The 14,421-nt window shown below is 64.2% G+C and carries 11 protein-coding genes; 2 read left to right on the top strand and 9 right to left on the bottom strand.

Going from position 1 to position 14,421, the window contains the following annotated elements; all coding sequences use genetic code 11:
* Positions 1-28 precede the first annotated feature (28 nt).
* Together AC3Z8Y_RS11000 and AC3Z8Y_RS10995 are read right to left on the bottom strand one after the other, a co-directional pair.
* Positions 29-2,299 (bottom strand): ATP-dependent DNA helicase, encoded by a 2,271-nt coding sequence (locus AC3Z8Y_RS11000; RefSeq protein WP_490089710.1) that lies wholly within the window; start codon positions 2,297-2,299, stop codon positions 29-31.
* On the bottom strand, positions 2,296-3,948 hold the full coding sequence (locus AC3Z8Y_RS10995; RefSeq protein WP_490089709.1) for a VRR-NUC domain-containing protein: 1,653 nt from the start codon (positions 3,946-3,948) through the stop codon (positions 2,296-2,298). Before AC3Z8Y_RS10995 ends, AC3Z8Y_RS11000 begins: the two co-directional genes overlap by 4 nt.
* A gap of 162 nt (positions 3,949-4,110) precedes the next feature.
* On the opposite strand from AC3Z8Y_RS10995, the gene AC3Z8Y_RS10990 reads away from it, so the two are divergent.
* Positions 4,111-4,773, top strand: coding sequence for an HAD family hydrolase (locus AC3Z8Y_RS10990; protein ID WP_490089708.1), 663 nt, complete (start codon positions 4,111-4,113; stop codon positions 4,771-4,773).
* A gap of 22 nt (positions 4,774-4,795) precedes the next feature.
* On the opposite strand, the gene eutC is transcribed toward AC3Z8Y_RS10990, so the two are convergent.
* Genes eutC through eat form a run of 3 tightly spaced genes read right to left on the bottom strand, consistent with a single transcriptional unit; the run spans position 4,796 to position 8,415 of the window.
* Positions 4,796-5,632, bottom strand: coding sequence for an ethanolamine ammonia-lyase subunit EutC (gene eutC / locus AC3Z8Y_RS10985; RefSeq protein WP_490089707.1), 837 nt, complete (start codon positions 5,630-5,632; stop codon positions 4,796-4,798).
* Positions 5,633-5,655: 23 nt separating this feature from the next.
* Positions 5,656-7,050, bottom strand: coding sequence for an ethanolamine ammonia-lyase subunit EutB (locus AC3Z8Y_RS10980; protein WP_490089706.1), 1,395 nt, complete (start codon positions 7,048-7,050; stop codon positions 5,656-5,658).
* Between the two features lie 3 nt (positions 7,051-7,053).
* The gene (gene eat / locus AC3Z8Y_RS10975) at positions 7,054-8,415 is read right to left on the bottom strand and encodes an ethanolamine permease (RefSeq protein WP_490089705.1); all 1,362 of its coding nucleotides are present in this window, start codon (positions 8,413-8,415) and stop codon (positions 7,054-7,056) included.
* Between the two features lie 242 nt (positions 8,416-8,657).
* Here eat and qhpR point away from each other — a divergent pair, with 242 nt between their 5' ends.
* Positions 8,658-9,707, top strand: coding sequence for an AraC-like transcriptional regulator QhpR (qhpR, locus tag AC3Z8Y_RS10970; protein ID WP_490089704.1), 1,050 nt, complete (start codon positions 8,658-8,660; stop codon positions 9,705-9,707).
* Here the strand turns inward: qhpR and AC3Z8Y_RS10965 are convergent, their stop codons facing one another.
* The 4 genes from AC3Z8Y_RS10965 to AC3Z8Y_RS10950 all read right to left on the bottom strand — a co-directional run bounded on the left by AC3Z8Y_RS10965 (position 9,708) and on the right by AC3Z8Y_RS10950 (position 14,400).
* Positions 9,708-10,181 carry a GFA family protein gene (locus tag AC3Z8Y_RS10965; RefSeq protein ID WP_490089703.1) on the bottom strand — a complete coding sequence of 158 codons (474 nt, stop codon included), beginning with the start codon at positions 10,179-10,181 and terminating at the stop codon, positions 9,708-9,710.
* Between the two features lie 26 nt (positions 10,182-10,207).
* Complete coding sequence (locus AC3Z8Y_RS10960) at positions 10,208-11,359, bottom strand: MFS transporter (protein ID WP_490089702.1); 1,152 nt, start codon at positions 11,357-11,359, stop codon at positions 10,208-10,210.
* A 114-nt stretch (positions 11,360-11,473) separates the two neighbouring features.
* On the bottom strand, positions 11,474-13,027 hold the full coding sequence (gene garD / locus AC3Z8Y_RS10955) for a galactarate dehydratase (RefSeq protein ID WP_181111962.1): 1,554 nt from the start codon (positions 13,025-13,027) through the stop codon (positions 11,474-11,476).
* A gap of 23 nt (positions 13,028-13,050) precedes the next feature.
* The gene (locus AC3Z8Y_RS10950; protein ID WP_490089701.1) at positions 13,051-14,400 is read right to left on the bottom strand and encodes an MFS transporter; all 1,350 of its coding nucleotides are present in this window, start codon (positions 14,398-14,400) and stop codon (positions 13,051-13,053) included.
* Positions 14,401-14,421: the final 21 nt, after the last annotated feature.

Genomic DNA, 14,421 nt, shown 5'->3' with positions numbered 1-14,421 from the left:
CACGCGACGGGAATGATCCCCCGCAAGGCTAGCCTTGGATAGGCTGTGCCGCCGGCCACCAAGCCGGTAGCAAACGCTGCACCCTGGGCTGCGCATAGCGGTCGTCAATGAGCACGATGGTGCCCTGATCCGCTTCGCTGCGTATTACCCTGCCAGCGGCTTGCACTACCTTATGCAGCCCGGGATAGAGGTAGACGTAATCGTGCCCGTTACCGAACCGCGCTTGCATGCGCCGCTTGAAGCTCTCGTTCACCGGGTTCACCTGCGCCAGCCCGAGGGTGGCCACGAAGGCGCCGATCAGGCGTGCGCCGGGCAGGTCGATGCCCTCGCCGAATGCCCCGCCCAGCACTGCGAACCCCACGCCACGGCCGTCGGCCTCGAAGCCTTCGATAAACGCCTGGCGTTGCTGTTCGTCCATGCCCCGGTGCTGACAGCGCAGCGGTACTGAAGGATAGTCCCGCCCCAGCCGTTCAACCACCTGATTGAGGTAATCGAAGCTGCTGAAGAAGGCCAGGTAGTTGCCCGGCCGGGCCTGGTATTGCTCGGCGATGATCTTCGCAACGTTGGCCAGTGACTGGTGACGGTCGGCGTACCGCGTGGACACCTCGGCCGCCAACCGCACCTGTAGCTGGCCGGCGTTGAAAGGAGACGCAACCTCCAGCCACGCCCAGCCGTTGGGCAGGCCCAAGAGGTCGGCGAAATAGTGCGCGGGGTTAAGGGTGGCCGAGAACAACACGCAGCTACGTGCACTGGTAAAACGGGGGACCAACAAGGGGGCGGGCACCACGTTGCGCAGGTTGAGCCGGGCGCGCAGCTGCTTCGCGGCCGGGTACACCTCCAGGTCGCACACATAAGCATCGCTGAACAGCTCGGCGATGCGAGAGAACTGCAGTGCCTGAAAGTAGAAGTCCAGCCAGGCGGGCGGCACTGCGGTAGGCTCCAGGTTCAGCCGTTCGCCGATCAGGCTCATGCAGCGCTGCAGTGCCAGCAGCCATTGCCCGGGCACGCCTGGCACGCTGTGGTACCCCTCGCCATGCCCCTTGGTGAGCGCGGCCCAGTGTTGGCTCAAGGTGCGCAAGGCACCGCTGGTACCTGCCAGAGGAGTTGCCTTCAATGTGGCCAGCACCCGCTGGTCCAGGCTGGCGCTGTACATGCTACGCGCGCGATCCACGAGGTTATGTGCCTCATCCACCAGCACCGCGTACTTCCATTCCTGAGCCTGAGCCAAGGCGAACAGCCAGCCGCTAAGGTCGAAATAGTAGTTGTAGTCACCGACAACCACGTCCACCCAGCGGGCCATTTCCTGGCTGAGGTAATACGGGCACACCTGATGGGCCAACGCCACCTCTCGCAGGGCTTCGCGGTCGAGCAGGCCACGCTCGGCCGCGGCGACGCGCGCGCCAGGCAAACGGTCGTAAAACCCTTTCGCCAGCGGGCAGGCATCGCCATGGCAGGCGGTGCCGGGATATTCGCAGGCTTTTTCCCGCGCGATCAGTTCCAGCACGCGAACCGGCTGGGCGTCGCCACGGGCCGGATACAGCTGGCGAAGGGCATCGAGGGCCAGCTTGCGCCCTGGGGTTTTGGCAGTAAGGAAGAAGATCCGCTGCAGCCCTTGCCGTGGCATTGCCTTGAGCAGCGGAAACAAGGTGCCCAGGGTTTTGCCGATACCCGTTGGCGCCTGGGCCAGTACACAGCGACCTGTGCTGGCAGCCTTGTAAACGGTCTCCGCCAGATGACGCTGGCCGGGCCGCATCGCGGCATAGGGAAATGTGAGGTGTTCCAGCGCAGCGTCGCGGGCAGTGCCGTGCGCTTCTTCCCTCGCGGCCCAAGCCAGGTAGGCGTCGCATTGCTGCTGGAAAAACGCCTGTAGCGCTTCTGCGGTCAGTTCCACTTCAAACCGCGTTTCGCGCTCCAGGTCCACATGCCAGTACACCAGGGCCACCTTCAGCGAAGCCAGGCCTTCGCTGGCGCACATCAACGCGGCGTACACCTTGGCCTGAGCCCAGTGCAGCGCCCGGTGGTTGGCGGGCTGGCGGGACAAATCGCCCCGGTGGGTCTTGATCTCTTCCAGGCACTGACGCACAGGGTCGAACCCGTCGGCCCGGCCACGCACTCGAAGGCCCTGATGACTACCGGCCAGTGGCACCTCGCTGCGGTATTCAGGGCCGCGCCGCTCACCGACCCGCTGATGCCCGACGATGCCTTCGAGCGCGCTGGGGGATGGGGTAAAGCGCAGGTCCAGGTCGCCCTCGCGGGCGGTGAACTCGCACAGGGCGCGCACCGCGACGGCCTGGCTCATGCCGGCTCAGGGCTTTGGGCATGGGCTTCCCAGCGCACATGGCACACGCTCACGGGCAGGCCATGGGTGTGGCAGAAGGCTATCCAGCGCAGCTGGTTATCTTGCAGGCGATCGCCGGGCCCTTTGACTTCGACCATGCGGTAGCTGGCGGTGGCCGGGTAAAACTGGATCAGGTCTGGCATGCCTGTACGATTGGCTTTCGGGTCTTGCAGCAGGCGCTCGAAACACGCGCGCAAATGAGCGGCTGGAATACACGCCAGGGCCATTTCGAGCAATGCTTCGTCCATGGCACCCCAGTGGACGAAAGGGTTGGCCAGGCCGTACTTGGCCTTGAAGCGCTCAAGCACCGTAATCCGGTACTCGCCGGTGTCCAGCTCCGCCAGGCAGCGCTCGAACAAGGCTGCGCGGCGCTGGGCGAAGTCGGGCTGGTGGAGGTCCAGCGGGCCGGCCTGGAAGGGGTGGAAAAATGCTCCAGGCACCGGCGCAAACAACGCCGGCCAGCACAGCAAACCAAACAAGCCATTGAACAGCGTATTTTCCACGTAGGCCACCGGCGCATCGTCGCCCCACAAGGCCTCGCACACCGCCCGCTCCACGCTGGCATGGCGGGGCAGGCACAGGTCCAGCCGCTCGACAGTGGCCGCGCTCCGTCGCACTTTTACCGCTTCACCCAGCGCGCGGCGCAACCGCGGCAGTAGCCGTTCCAAGCCTTGGACTTCGGCGGGGCTTTCCGGCGCCTGGCTGGCAAGGTTCGCAAGGGCCAGCGCCTCAACGAATTGCCCGGTGCGCTCCAGTACCCGCATCCTGCGCAGCCGGGCGCCTGGCCAGGCGCACTGCTCGTACAGGCTCGCCGCCAGGCCCCATTCGGCGGCACGCTCGCAGCGCTGGCCCAGGCGGAACAGCAGCTTCTGCCGGCGGCTCGCCAGCCAGGGGTTGTCCGAGCCAAGCGCTTGCATGGCCTGCAGCAACGCGTGGGTATCCACGCCCTCCTCCAGCGCCTGGGCACACTCTGCCAAACCCAGCGCGATCTGCAGATCGTCACGGTGACGGATGGCCCGGGAGCTCAAAGGAAAGTCCACCTGTTCGAAGCGCTGGATGCCCAGCTCCACCAATACGAATTGGGACCAATCCTGGCGCAAGTTGCCGAAGAACAGCATGCGCAAGCGCTCGCACAGTGGCCGGATGGCCAAAGCCCACACTTCTTCCTCACAAGCGGGCCACCACTCACGCAATGGCCCCTTTCGGTCGTGAAGCGGGGTCAGCGCGTCGAACCACTCGTCCTTGCGCCCGGCCGAAGGCAGCGAATGCGCGGCGAAGCACTGGCGCAATTCCGGTTTGCCGAACAAGGCAAACAGGTCCGCAAGCTCCAGGGGTACCTCTGCCGCCAGCCAACCCAAAGCCAGCAATGGCTGTGCTGCCGCTAGCGGATCGCCGATTTCGCCGTACACCAGCTTGCCCCGGCGAAACCGCTCGCCCTTGCGCATGATCAGCCGCACCAGCAGGCAGCGCGCGGCCTGGGGCAACCCTTGAAAGGTATCCACGAAGTGCCGCTCTTCGCTATCGAACACGTCTGCGTAACGCAGCCGCAGCCAGGCAAGTGCCTGCTCGAAGTTGTGTAGGTAATACAGGGGATTGTCGAGGGGAGTCACGCCACAGTGTCCAGGTCGCCGTGGCGCTGGTTATACATACAGCCGCGTTCGGCTTCAACCGCCACCCGCCGACCGGTGCCACCGGGCGGCGAGCGCCTGGCCGGTTTGAGCCTGCCGGGCAGAGCCTGCTACCCTCGCGGTTTTCTCGCCCTGGATGCGCACATGCTCACTGCCCTGCTGTTCGATCTCGATGGAACCCTGACCGACACAGACAAGCTTCACCTGGTAGCCATTCAGCAGCTGCTTTGGGAAGAAGATGCCCGCCCTTTCACGGAGCAAGAGTTCGAAGTGCTGTGCAGCGGCCGTGCGAACCCGGAACTGTGCGCGCTGTTGTTCCCGGAGCGCAGCATCGAAGCCCACCGCGGGTTCGCCGACCGCAAGGAAGCCCGTTTCCGTGCACTTTCCCAGACGCTGGAGCCGATCGCCGGACTGATGGACCTGCTCGCCTGGGCCCAGGAACACGCAGTGGGACGCGTCGTGGTGACTAACGCGCCACGGGCCAACGCCGACCACATGCTGGCCGCGCTTGGCTTGCAGCAGGCGTTTGCCAGTGTGGTGGTCGCTGAAGAGCTGCCTCGCGCCAAACCTGATCCGCTGCCCTACCTCACCGGGCTGGAGCGCCTCGGCGCCAGCAGCGAGCAAGCGCTGGCGTTCGAAGACTCGATCCCAGGCCTGACCGCCGCCAAGGCCGCCGGCCTGTTTACGGTGGGCCTGGCAACCAGCCAAAGCGAAGCTGCCCTGCTCGCCGCTGGCGCGGACCTTGTAATCGACGACTTCACCGATGCCCGGTTGTGGCAAGTGATCGAGGCGCGGTATCGAGGCTGAAACTGGCTGCTTCCACAGGTTCCTATGGCCCGTCCGGCCGTCCCGGCGCCAGCAAAAAATTGCCCGGCCCCTGGCCCGTGTCGGTGCCAATCACCGGCACCTCGGCTTCATCCTTGAGACTCACACCCGAAAGCTGGCGTTTGCAGGCTTCGCGCATCAAATAGGCCAGCTTGTGGGCGGCGGTCGCATAGCTCAGCCCTTGGGGCCGCACATTCGAAATGCAGTTGCGGGCCGCATCGGTAAGCCCCACCCGCGGGGCAAAGGTGAAGTACAACCCCAGGCTGTCAGGCGAGCTCAGGCCAGGGCGCTCGCCTATCAGGTTGACCACCATCCGTGCGCCCAGCCGTTGCGCCACTTCATCAGCGACCGCCACACGGCCCTGCTCTACCACTACAAGCGGTGCCAGGCGCCAGCCCTCTTCCTTTGCCAGTGCGGCGATGCGGCCCACCATCGGCGCAGCATGCCGCTGCACGGCCAGCGAGGACAGGCCATCGGCGATTACCACGGCCAGATCGAAACCCTGCCCGCTCGTGGCCGCCAGGGTATCCAGGCTGGCCGCACTGCTTGCATCCAGCTGGCGGCCGAGGTCGGGGCGCTGCAAGTAAACGAGCCGGTCACTGGCCGCGCTATGGGCCGTGAGCACCTGTAGCCCTTCGCCCGCCAGGTCGGCTGTGAGCGCAGCCACGTCCAGCGGTACATGCACGGCATCCCGGGCCTGTGCGTGGGCGAACTGAAAATCCAGCTGTGCCGCCGTGGGCAGGCTGGTACCGGCCCGCCCCAGGGCAATCCTTGCCGGGGTCAGCGAACGCAGGGCCTGCCACGGGTCGGCCTGGGCGGGGGTACGGGGTTCGTCACTCATGCCACTTCCTTATCCAACAGCGCTTATCGAATGTGGGCCAGCGCACCGGCGAACGCTGCAGGCAGGTCGGCGCCCAGCCGCACGTGCCCGCCCTGCTGCTGAAGAATGCCGGTGCGGGCCAGCCAGGCCTCGAACTCCGGCGCGGGCCGCAGCCCCAGCACCTGGCGCACGTACAACGCATCGTGGAACGAGGTGGTCTGGTAGTTGAGCATCACGTCGTCCGAGCCGGGGATGCCCATGATGAAGTTCACCCCGGCGGTGCCCAGCAGGGTCAGCAGGGTGTCCATGTCGTCCTGGTCGGCTTCGGCATGGTTGGTGTAGCAGATGTCGCAGCCCATGGGTACGCCCAGCAACTTGCCGCAGAAGTGGTCCTCAAGGCCGGCGCGGATGATTTGCTTGCCACTGTAAAGGTACTCGGGGCCGATGAACCCTACTACGGTGTTGACCAGAAACGGGTTGAACCGCCGCGCCACCGCATAGGCCCGTGCCTCGCAGGTTTGCTGATCCACGCCGTGATGGGCGTTGGCCGACAGCGCGCTGCCCTGCCCGGTTTCGAAATACATCAGGTTCTGCCCCAAGGTGCCGCGCTTCAGGCTCAGCCCGGCTTCGTACCCTTCCTGAAGCACATTCAAGCTAACACCGAAGCTGGCATTGGCGGCCTCGGTCCCCGCGATGGACTGGAACACCAGGTCCAGCGGCGCACCGCGCTCGATGGCGGCGATCGAGGACGTGACATGGGTGAGCACACAGGCTTGGGTAGGAATTTCGTACCGCTGGATCACACCATCGAGCATCTTCAACAGCTCGATGATCGCTGGCAGGCTATCGCTGGCCGGGTTGATCCCGAACATCGCATCGCCGTTGCCGTACAGCAGCCCGTCGAGCAGGCTGGCGGCAATACCGGCGGGGTCGTCCGTGGGGTGATTGGGCTGCAGCCGGGTAGACATGCGCCCGGGCAACCCCAGGGTGCCGCGGAAGGCTGTGACAACCCGCAGCTTGCGCGCCACGAGGATAAGGTCCTGCACCCGCATCAGCTTGGACACCGCCGCCGCCATTTCCGGTGTAAGGCCAGGCGCCAGCGCAGACAATACCGGGCCGCTGGCCGCCTCGCTCAGCAGCCAGTCCCGGAAGCCACCTACCGTAAGGTGGCGAACCGGCAGAAAAGCTTCTACATCGTGGGCGTCGATGATCAGCCGGGTGACCTCGTCGGTTTCGTACGGGATCACCGCCTCTTCGAGAAAGCGCGTCAGCGGCACGTCCGCCAGCGCCATCTGCGCCGCGGCGCGCTCCGCGTCACTGGCCGCCGCGATGCCAGCAAGGGCATCGCCGGAGCGTGCCGGGCTAGCCTTGGCCAGCAACGTGCGCAGGTCTTCGAAGTGCCAGCTCAGGCTACCGATGGTCTGGCTGTACTGCCCCATGTGTCAGCCCTCGGTGACCGCGACGGTCAGGTTCGGGGTGCGATCGCGCACCAGCTTGCAGAAGATCGCCCCCAGCACCATCAGCGCGAGGAACACCAGGCCCACCTGAAAGTTGAACCAGATCATGGCGATCAGGCATACCACCGCCAGCACCAACGCAATGCCGGGCACGATCGGGTAGCCTGGCGCGCGGAAGCTGCGCTCAAGGCCTGGCTCGCTGCGCCGCAGCTTGAACAGGCTGAGCATGCTGACGATGTACATCACGATAGCCCCGAATACCGACATGGTGATCATGGCCGCGGTAAGGCTCATGCCCTGCAGGTTGATCAGGCCATCACTGAAGATTGCAGCGATCCCCACCACGCCGCCTGCAAGGATGGCGCGATGCGGCGTCTGGAAGCGGGACAGCCGGGCCAGCGACGGGGGCAGGAAGCCGGCGCGGGCCAGCGCAAAGAATTGCCGGGAGTAGCCCAGGATGATCCCGTGGAAGCTGGCCACCAGGCCGAACAGGCCGATCCACACCAGCATGTGCATCCAGTTGCTGTCGTTGCCCACCACCGCTTTCATGGCCTGGGGCAGCGGGTCGTTGATGTTGCTAAGGGCGCGCCAGTCGCCTACACCGCCGGCAAATACCATCACGCCAATCGCCAGCACCACCAGGGTCAGGATGCCTGCGATATAGGCCTTGGGAATGGTGCGCTTGGGGTCTTTGGCTTCCTCGGCCGCCATTGCCGCGCCTTCGATGGCGAGGAAGAACCAGATCGCGAAGGGAATGGCGGCGAAAATGCCCGCAAGCGCGCCGGTGCTGAAGGTGTTTTCGCCCGCCCACCCGCCGAGGGCAAAGTTGGCGAAGCTGAAGCCCGGCGCCACCACGCCCATGAATACGAGCAGTTCGGCGACGGCCAGCACCGTCACCACCAGTTCAAAGGTGGCCGCGATGCTCACCCCCAGGATATTGAGGGTCATGAACACCACGTAGGCGCCAACGGCAGCCCATTTGGGTTCCAGCCCGGGGAACTGAACGTTGAGGTAGGCCCCGATGGCCATGGCAATGGCCGGAGGCGCGAACACAAACTCGATCAGCGTGGCCAGCCCCGCGATGGTACCGCCCGTAACACCAAACGCCCGAAGGCTGTAGGCAAACGGCCCACCCGCGTTGGGAATGGCGGTGGTGAGCTCGGTGAAACTGAAGATAAAGCAGGTGTACATCACGGCTACCAGCAGCGTGGTCACCAGAAAGCCCAGCGTGCCCGCGGTACCCCAGCCGTAGCTCCAGCCAAAGTATTCGCCGGAAATCACCAGCCCCACGGCAATGCCCCAGAGGTGCAAGGTGCCCAGGGTGGGTTTGAGTGTGTTCGCGCTCATCAGTCACCTTCCAGTGTTGGCCGCAAATGGCTTTTCCCGAGCTTAGCCACCTGCTGCCGGCAAAACTTGACCGCAGAGGTCGAACACGAAGCGCCTGCGGTCAAATCCCTCCTGACGCCCCGCCATCGGGCGCTTGAACAGTCGGCCGCACCAGGCTGGCGCCAATACAGGCACGTAACTGCGGCTCAGCCGGGAATGGCTTTTGCTTGCTCAAACGATAGACCCCTTGCAGGTAACCGACCGTGACGCGTACTCACGCCTATCTTGCCCCCTCTTCCTCCGGCCCACGGCACCACCACGGCGTGCTGTCGGCCGCTGCCAGTGGCCTTGATGCGTTCATTACCGATCACGGCGGCGACCTGGATCGAGTGTTTGGCCACGCCGGCATCAATCCCGAGCAGCTCGCGCACCCAACCCTCAGCCTGGCCTTGCCCAACTACTGCCAGGTGTTGGAAGAAGCGGCGCGGCAAACCGGATGTGAGCACTTTGGCCTGCGCTACGGTGAACAGTTCAAGCCTCAGGCATTGGGCCTGCTGGGCTACGTCGGGCTGTGCTCACCCACCCTGGAGGCTGCCCTGGTGAACTTCGCCGAAGCGTTCCCGTTTCACCAGCACAACACCCTGATTCAGCTGGTGGATGCCGGTGAGTGTTATCGCTTCGACTACCAGATCCGCCATGCCTCCATTCGCGAACGGCGCCACGATGCCGAGTTGACCATGGGCATGGCCATGAATCTGGTGCGCCATGTGCTGGGCGATCAGTGGCACCCACGCGAGGTGCTGTTCGAACACAGCCGGCTCGACAGCGGCGAACAGCATCGGCAGGTATTTGGTGCGCAGGTGCGCTTCGATCAACCTTGCAACGGGCTGTTGATTCCGAAAGCCGACATCGCCGGGCGAGCAATGCCCGGTAGCGATCCTATTCTTCTGATGTTGGTGAAAGACGCAATCCGCCAGCTCAGCGGCGATCCCGCTGAAGATGACCTGCCCGCCCGCGTGGAAGCTGTGATCGTTGACCAGCTTGGAAGCGGCGAGCCCAACCTTGAGGCTGTAGCAATGGCGGTGAATCTGGGCCCCACGGCCTTGCAGCGCCGCCTGCGCGAACACGGCTGTTGCTTCACGCAGGTGGTGGAACAGGTTCGCCAGCGGTTGGCGCAGCGTTACCTGCGTGAAGGCATTACCTCTGTCACGCAGCTTGCGGGGCTGCTCGGGTACTCGGAAACCAGTGCATTTTCCCGCGCCTTCCGCCGTTGGCATGGCGTAAGCCCCCGTCAATGGCGCAGCCTGGGCTGATCACTGCTCAAGCTTGAGGCGCTGGTGCCAGTCCGCGATGGATTCCTCCGGGTACTCCTCGAAACGCTTGTCTTCGAGCCCGCCTTGCACTTCTACCCAACTGGCCTTTGAGTTCAGAAGCAAATGCGTATGCTCCGGTGGAATTGGCAGGTCGGTGTCGATCGCGCTGGCAAACGGGTGGATCAGCTCAGGCCACTCAGGGCTGAACAACCACAAGCCGGACCCGCAGTGCTTGCAGAAATGCCGCTCTGCCGTGCTCCGGGAGCCATCGGCCATGCGGGCGTGATACACATTGATTGAATCCTCGCCAGTCACCTTCATGCTGCGGGCATCGCCACCCAGGTTGATCGCATAGCCGCCCCCACCCTGCGTCTTGCGGCAGATCGAGCAATAGCAGCGCTGATAGGGATACGGGTGCGGGCTGTCGAGGCTGAAGTGAACGGCGCCGCAGTGGCAGGAACCTTCCAGGTGCATGGGTCATCCTCCGCAGGTGTGATGGGTTACGCCTTGAGGTAGCGCGCGCTGGCGCTTACGAACAGTAACAACAGGATCAGGCTGGCCAGCGCCCAGGACAGGTTAGCCCAGTGAGCAATGAAGCCGATGGCCGCCGGGCCCAGCAGAATGCCAGCGTACCCCAGCGAGACCATCGCCGGGATGGCCGCACTTTGCGGCATACGGCGCTGGCGACCTACAGCGGAAAACAGCACCGGCACGATATTCGAGCAGCCTGCCCCCACGAGCGCGAAACCTGCCAGCGCTGCGGGCCAGCCGGGCAACAGCAACGCCACCGCCAGCCCTGCGGCGGCGCAAGCACCGCCCAGCAATACCACGCGCATGCCCCCGAGCCGGTTGACCCAGGCATCGCCGGTCAGCCGGCCGATGGTCATGGTGGCGGCGAAGGCGGCATACCCAAGGCCGGCAAGGGACGGCTCCATTTGCCGCGCAGACACGAGGAACACCGCGCTCCAGTCCAATACCGCGCCTTCGGTGAGAAACACGATGAAGCACAGCGCGCCGAGAAACAGCACAATCCCGCGGGGCACAGCGAACAGTGGGCCATCGCGCTCGGTACCCTCGGGCAGTAGCGAGGCCGCCGCATACCACAGCCCCACCAGCACCACCGCGACCACAACCAGCGTGGCCGGGAAAGGCCCCAGGCCGGTGCTGAGCAAGGCCGTCATGCCCGCCGCGCCGGCGATCCCACCTACGCTGTACATCCCGTGAAAGCCGGACATCACGGCTTCATCACTGGCCTTCTCCACGAGCACGGCCTGGATGTTCATGGCGCAATCGAGGGTTCCCATGGTGGCACCGAACAGCACCAGGGCAATGGCGAGCGTAGGGGCGGAGGGCGCGATGGCCAGCAACGGCAACAGCGCGCACAGCAGCAGCGCCGCCAGCACGATGGTCCAACGGCAACCGCGATGTGCAGTGAGGTAACCGGCAAAAGGCATGGCCAGAATCGATCCGCCTCCCAGGCCAAGCAACAGCAGCCCGAGGGTGCCGTCATCCAGCCCGGCACGGGCCTTGGCCAGCGGCACCATGGGGGCCCAGGCGGCCATGACGAAACCGGCGATAAAGAAGGCGACGCGCGTTGAGATACGCTGTGCACGGCCCACCGAGGCGGTGGCGAAGGTAGAACTGGCGGTCATGGCGGTACGTGGATCCCGACGGCGAAACCCGTACCTTGCCGATGCGCCAAGGCAAAAGCAAGGCGACGGCCACTCGCGGGGAAGGTTCCCGCGAGCGACCGTGCTCGCGCCGTATCAGGTGATAGGCGCGGGGTTGAACAGCACGATGTCGTTATGCAGCTTGTGCCGCTCGGCCCAGGTTTGCTTGCGCCCGCTGGCCACATCCAGATAGTAGTGGAACAGCTCCCAGCCCAGCTCCTCGATGGTAGCGCGCCCAGTGGCAACACGGCCTGCATCCACGTCGATCAGGTCCGGCCAGCGCTGAGCCAGCTCGGTGCGGGTAGACACCTTCACCACCGGTGCCATCGCCAGCCCGTAGGGGGTGCCGCGGCCAGTGGTGAAAACATGCAGGTTCATGCCCGCGGCCAATTGCAAGGTGCCGCACACGAAGTCACTGGCCGGCGTGGCACAGTAGATCAAGCCTTTGCCGGTTACGCGCTCGCCTGGCCCTACCACGCCATTGATGGCAGAGCTGCCGGATTTGACGATAGAGCCCAGGGATTTTTCGACAATGTTCGACAGCCCGCCCTTCTTGTTGCCAGGCGTAGTGTTGGCGCTGCGGTCTGCCGCGCCGCGGTCGAGGTAGTTGTCGTACCAATCCATTTCACGCACCAGTGCTTGCGCCACGTCCTGGGTCTCGGCGCGCGAGGTCAGCATGTAGATCGCGTCCCGTACCTCGGTCACTTCCGAGAACATCACGGTGGCGCCCGCACGTATCAGCAGGTCAGAGGCGTAGCCCAGCGCAGGGTTGGCGGTAATGCCCGAAAACGCATCGCTGCCACCACACTGCATGCCTAGGATCAACTCGGAGGCCGGTACCGTTTCGCGGCGTCGCAGGTCGAGCTTCTGCAAGCGGGTTTCGGCCAGCGCCATGATCTGCTCGATCATTTCGCCAAAGCCATGGCTGGCGTCCTGCAACCGATACAGCCAGGGCTCGCTCAGGTCTACCGACGGGTCGTTTTCATGCATCACCTGCCCGGCCTGCAATTTCTCGCAGCCCAGGCTGATCACCAAGGCTTCGCCGCCCAGGTTGGGGTTGCGCGCCAGGTTGCGCACCGTACGGATCGGAATGTAAGCATCGCGGGCGTTGATTGCCACGCCGCAGCCATAGCTGTGGGTGAGCGCTACCACGTCGTCTACGTTGGGGTAGCGCGGCAGCAGTTCTTCGCGGATGCGCTTCACGGCGTGGTCGAGCACGCCCGTCACGCACTGCACGGTGGTGGTGATGCCAAGGATGTTACGGGTGCCGACAGTGCCGTCCGCGTTGCGATAACCCTCGAAGGTATAACCATCCAGAGGTGGCAACGGGGCCGGCACGGCATCGGACATGGGCAGGCTGTCCAGTGGCGGCGCCGACGGCATGGCCAGTTGGGTTTCCTTCACCCAACTGCCACGGCGCAGCGGCTCCAGGGCGTAGCCGATGATCTGCCCGTAGCGGCGTACTTCGCCGCCTTCGGGTATATCGACCAGCGCCACCTTATGGCTTTGCGGCACGCCCTCGACGGTCACCAGGCCGTCCGGGAATACGCTGCCCTCGGCAACGCCCTGGTCATTGACCACGACTACCACGTTGTCGGCTTCGTGCAAGCGCACGTAGCGCGGGGAATCGGAATGTTCGATCAACTGCATGGGGTTGGCCCCTTGTAATGTCATCAGGCTTGTACGGGTTGTGATTCGAGCAATGGTCGGCCTTCAGCGTCGCGCAACTGCACGCGGCGGATAGGCCCTACGATCACCAGGTAACTGAATACGGCCACCAATGCGTTGGCGCCGACATACACCAGTGCCCACTTGAACGAGCCGGTGGTGGAAATCAGGTAGCCGATCACGATGGGCGTAGTGATCGAGGCCACATTACCGAACATATTGAACAAGCCGCCGCTGATACCGGCGATCTGCCGGGGCGAGGTGTCGGACATTACCGCCCAACCCAGCGCGCCCACGCCCTTGCCGAAGAAGGCCAGCGCCATGAAGCCGACCACCAGCGCATCGAGCTCTACGTAGTTGCATAGCACCATAGTGGTCGAGAGCAGCAAGCCGCATACGATTGGGAGCTTGCGGGCGAAGGTAAGCGAGTGGCCTCGACGCAGCAGCCAGTCCGAGATCACTCCGCCCAGCACACCACCGATAAAGCCGCAGATGGCCGGCAGCGAGGCCACGAAACCTGCCTTCAGGATAGTCATTCCCCGCTCCTGCACCAGGTACACCGGGAACCAGGTAAGGAAGAAATAGGTAATGCCGTTGATGCAGTACTGGCCCAGATAAATACCTAGCATCATGCGGCTGGACAACAGTTGGCGCACATAGCCCCACTGCGGCCCGGCGCGCTTCTGGCCGGCCTGATCCATGTCGACCAACCCGCCGTTGTCCGCGATATGGCGATACTCTTGCTCACCGATCATCGGGTGCTGGCCGGGGTTGTGCAGGAATTTCATCCAGATGCCGGCGAATACCACGCCCAGGCCACCCATTACGATAAACACGTGTTCCCAGCCCCAGGCATGTACGATCCAGCCCATCAGCGGCGCGAACAATACCGTGGCGAAGTACTGTGCGGAGTTGAAGATGGCCGACGCCGTGCCGCGTTCCGCGGTGGGGAACCAGGCGGCGACGATGCGCGCATTGCCCGGGAATGATGGCGCCTCGGCAAACCCCACCAGAAAGCGCAACGTGAACAAGGCCATGACCGCGGTAGCGACGGGCATGAAGCCTACGAAGCCCTGCAGAATAGTGAACACGGACCAGGTAAAGATGCTGGCGGCATACACTTTCTTGGAGCCGAAACGGTCGAGCAGCCAGCCGCCCGGGATTTGCCCGGCCACATAGGCCCAACCGAAAGCGGAGAAGATGAAGCCCAGCGTGAGCGGGTCGATACCGAGGTCTTTCTGGATATTCGAACCGGCAATCGAGATGGTCGCCCGGTCGGCGTAGTTGATCGTGGTCACTACGAACAACAGGAACAGAATCAGATAACGCACATGCGTTTTCTTGCTGGCATGCATGCTTGGCACTCCCACTTCTTA

It is taken from the genome of Pseudomonas sp. 3MAES_34.3B (assembly GCF_058145875.1).
Note: the sequence above shows the minus strand (reverse complement) of the source record. Positions and strands in the feature narration are given on the sequence as shown.

Bases quoted from the DNA above. Each gene is read 5' to 3' on its own strand.
- AC3Z8Y_RS11000 (WP_490089710.1), bottom strand. From the start codon at position 2,299: ATGAGCCAGGCCGTCGCGGTGCGCGCCCTGTGCGAGTTCACCGCCCGC.
- AC3Z8Y_RS10990 (WP_490089708.1), top strand. From the start codon at position 4,111: ATGCTCACTGCCCTGCTGTTCGATCTCGATGGAACCCTGACCGACACA.
- eutC (WP_490089707.1), bottom strand. From the start codon at position 5,632: ATGAGTGACGAACCCCGTACCCCCGCCCAGGCCGACCCGTGGCAGGCC.
- AC3Z8Y_RS10980 (WP_490089706.1), bottom strand. From the start codon at position 7,050: ATGGGGCAGTACAGCCAGACCATCGGTAGCCTGAGCTGGCACTTCGAA.
- eat (WP_490089705.1), bottom strand. From the start codon at position 8,415: ATGAGCGCGAACACACTCAAACCCACCCTGGGCACCTTGCACCTCTGG.
- AC3Z8Y_RS10965 (WP_490089703.1), bottom strand. From the start codon at position 10,181: ATGCACCTGGAAGGTTCCTGCCACTGCGGCGCCGTTCACTTCAGCCTC.
- AC3Z8Y_RS10960 (WP_490089702.1), bottom strand. From the start codon at position 11,359: ATGACCGCCAGTTCTACCTTCGCCACCGCCTCGGTGGGCCGTGCACAG.
- garD (WP_181111962.1), bottom strand. From the start codon at position 13,027: ATGCAGTTGATCGAACATTCCGATTCCCCGCGCTACGTGCGCTTGCAC.
- AC3Z8Y_RS10950 (WP_490089701.1), bottom strand. From the start codon at position 14,400: ATGCATGCCAGCAAGAAAACGCATGTGCGTTATCTGATTCTGTTCCTG.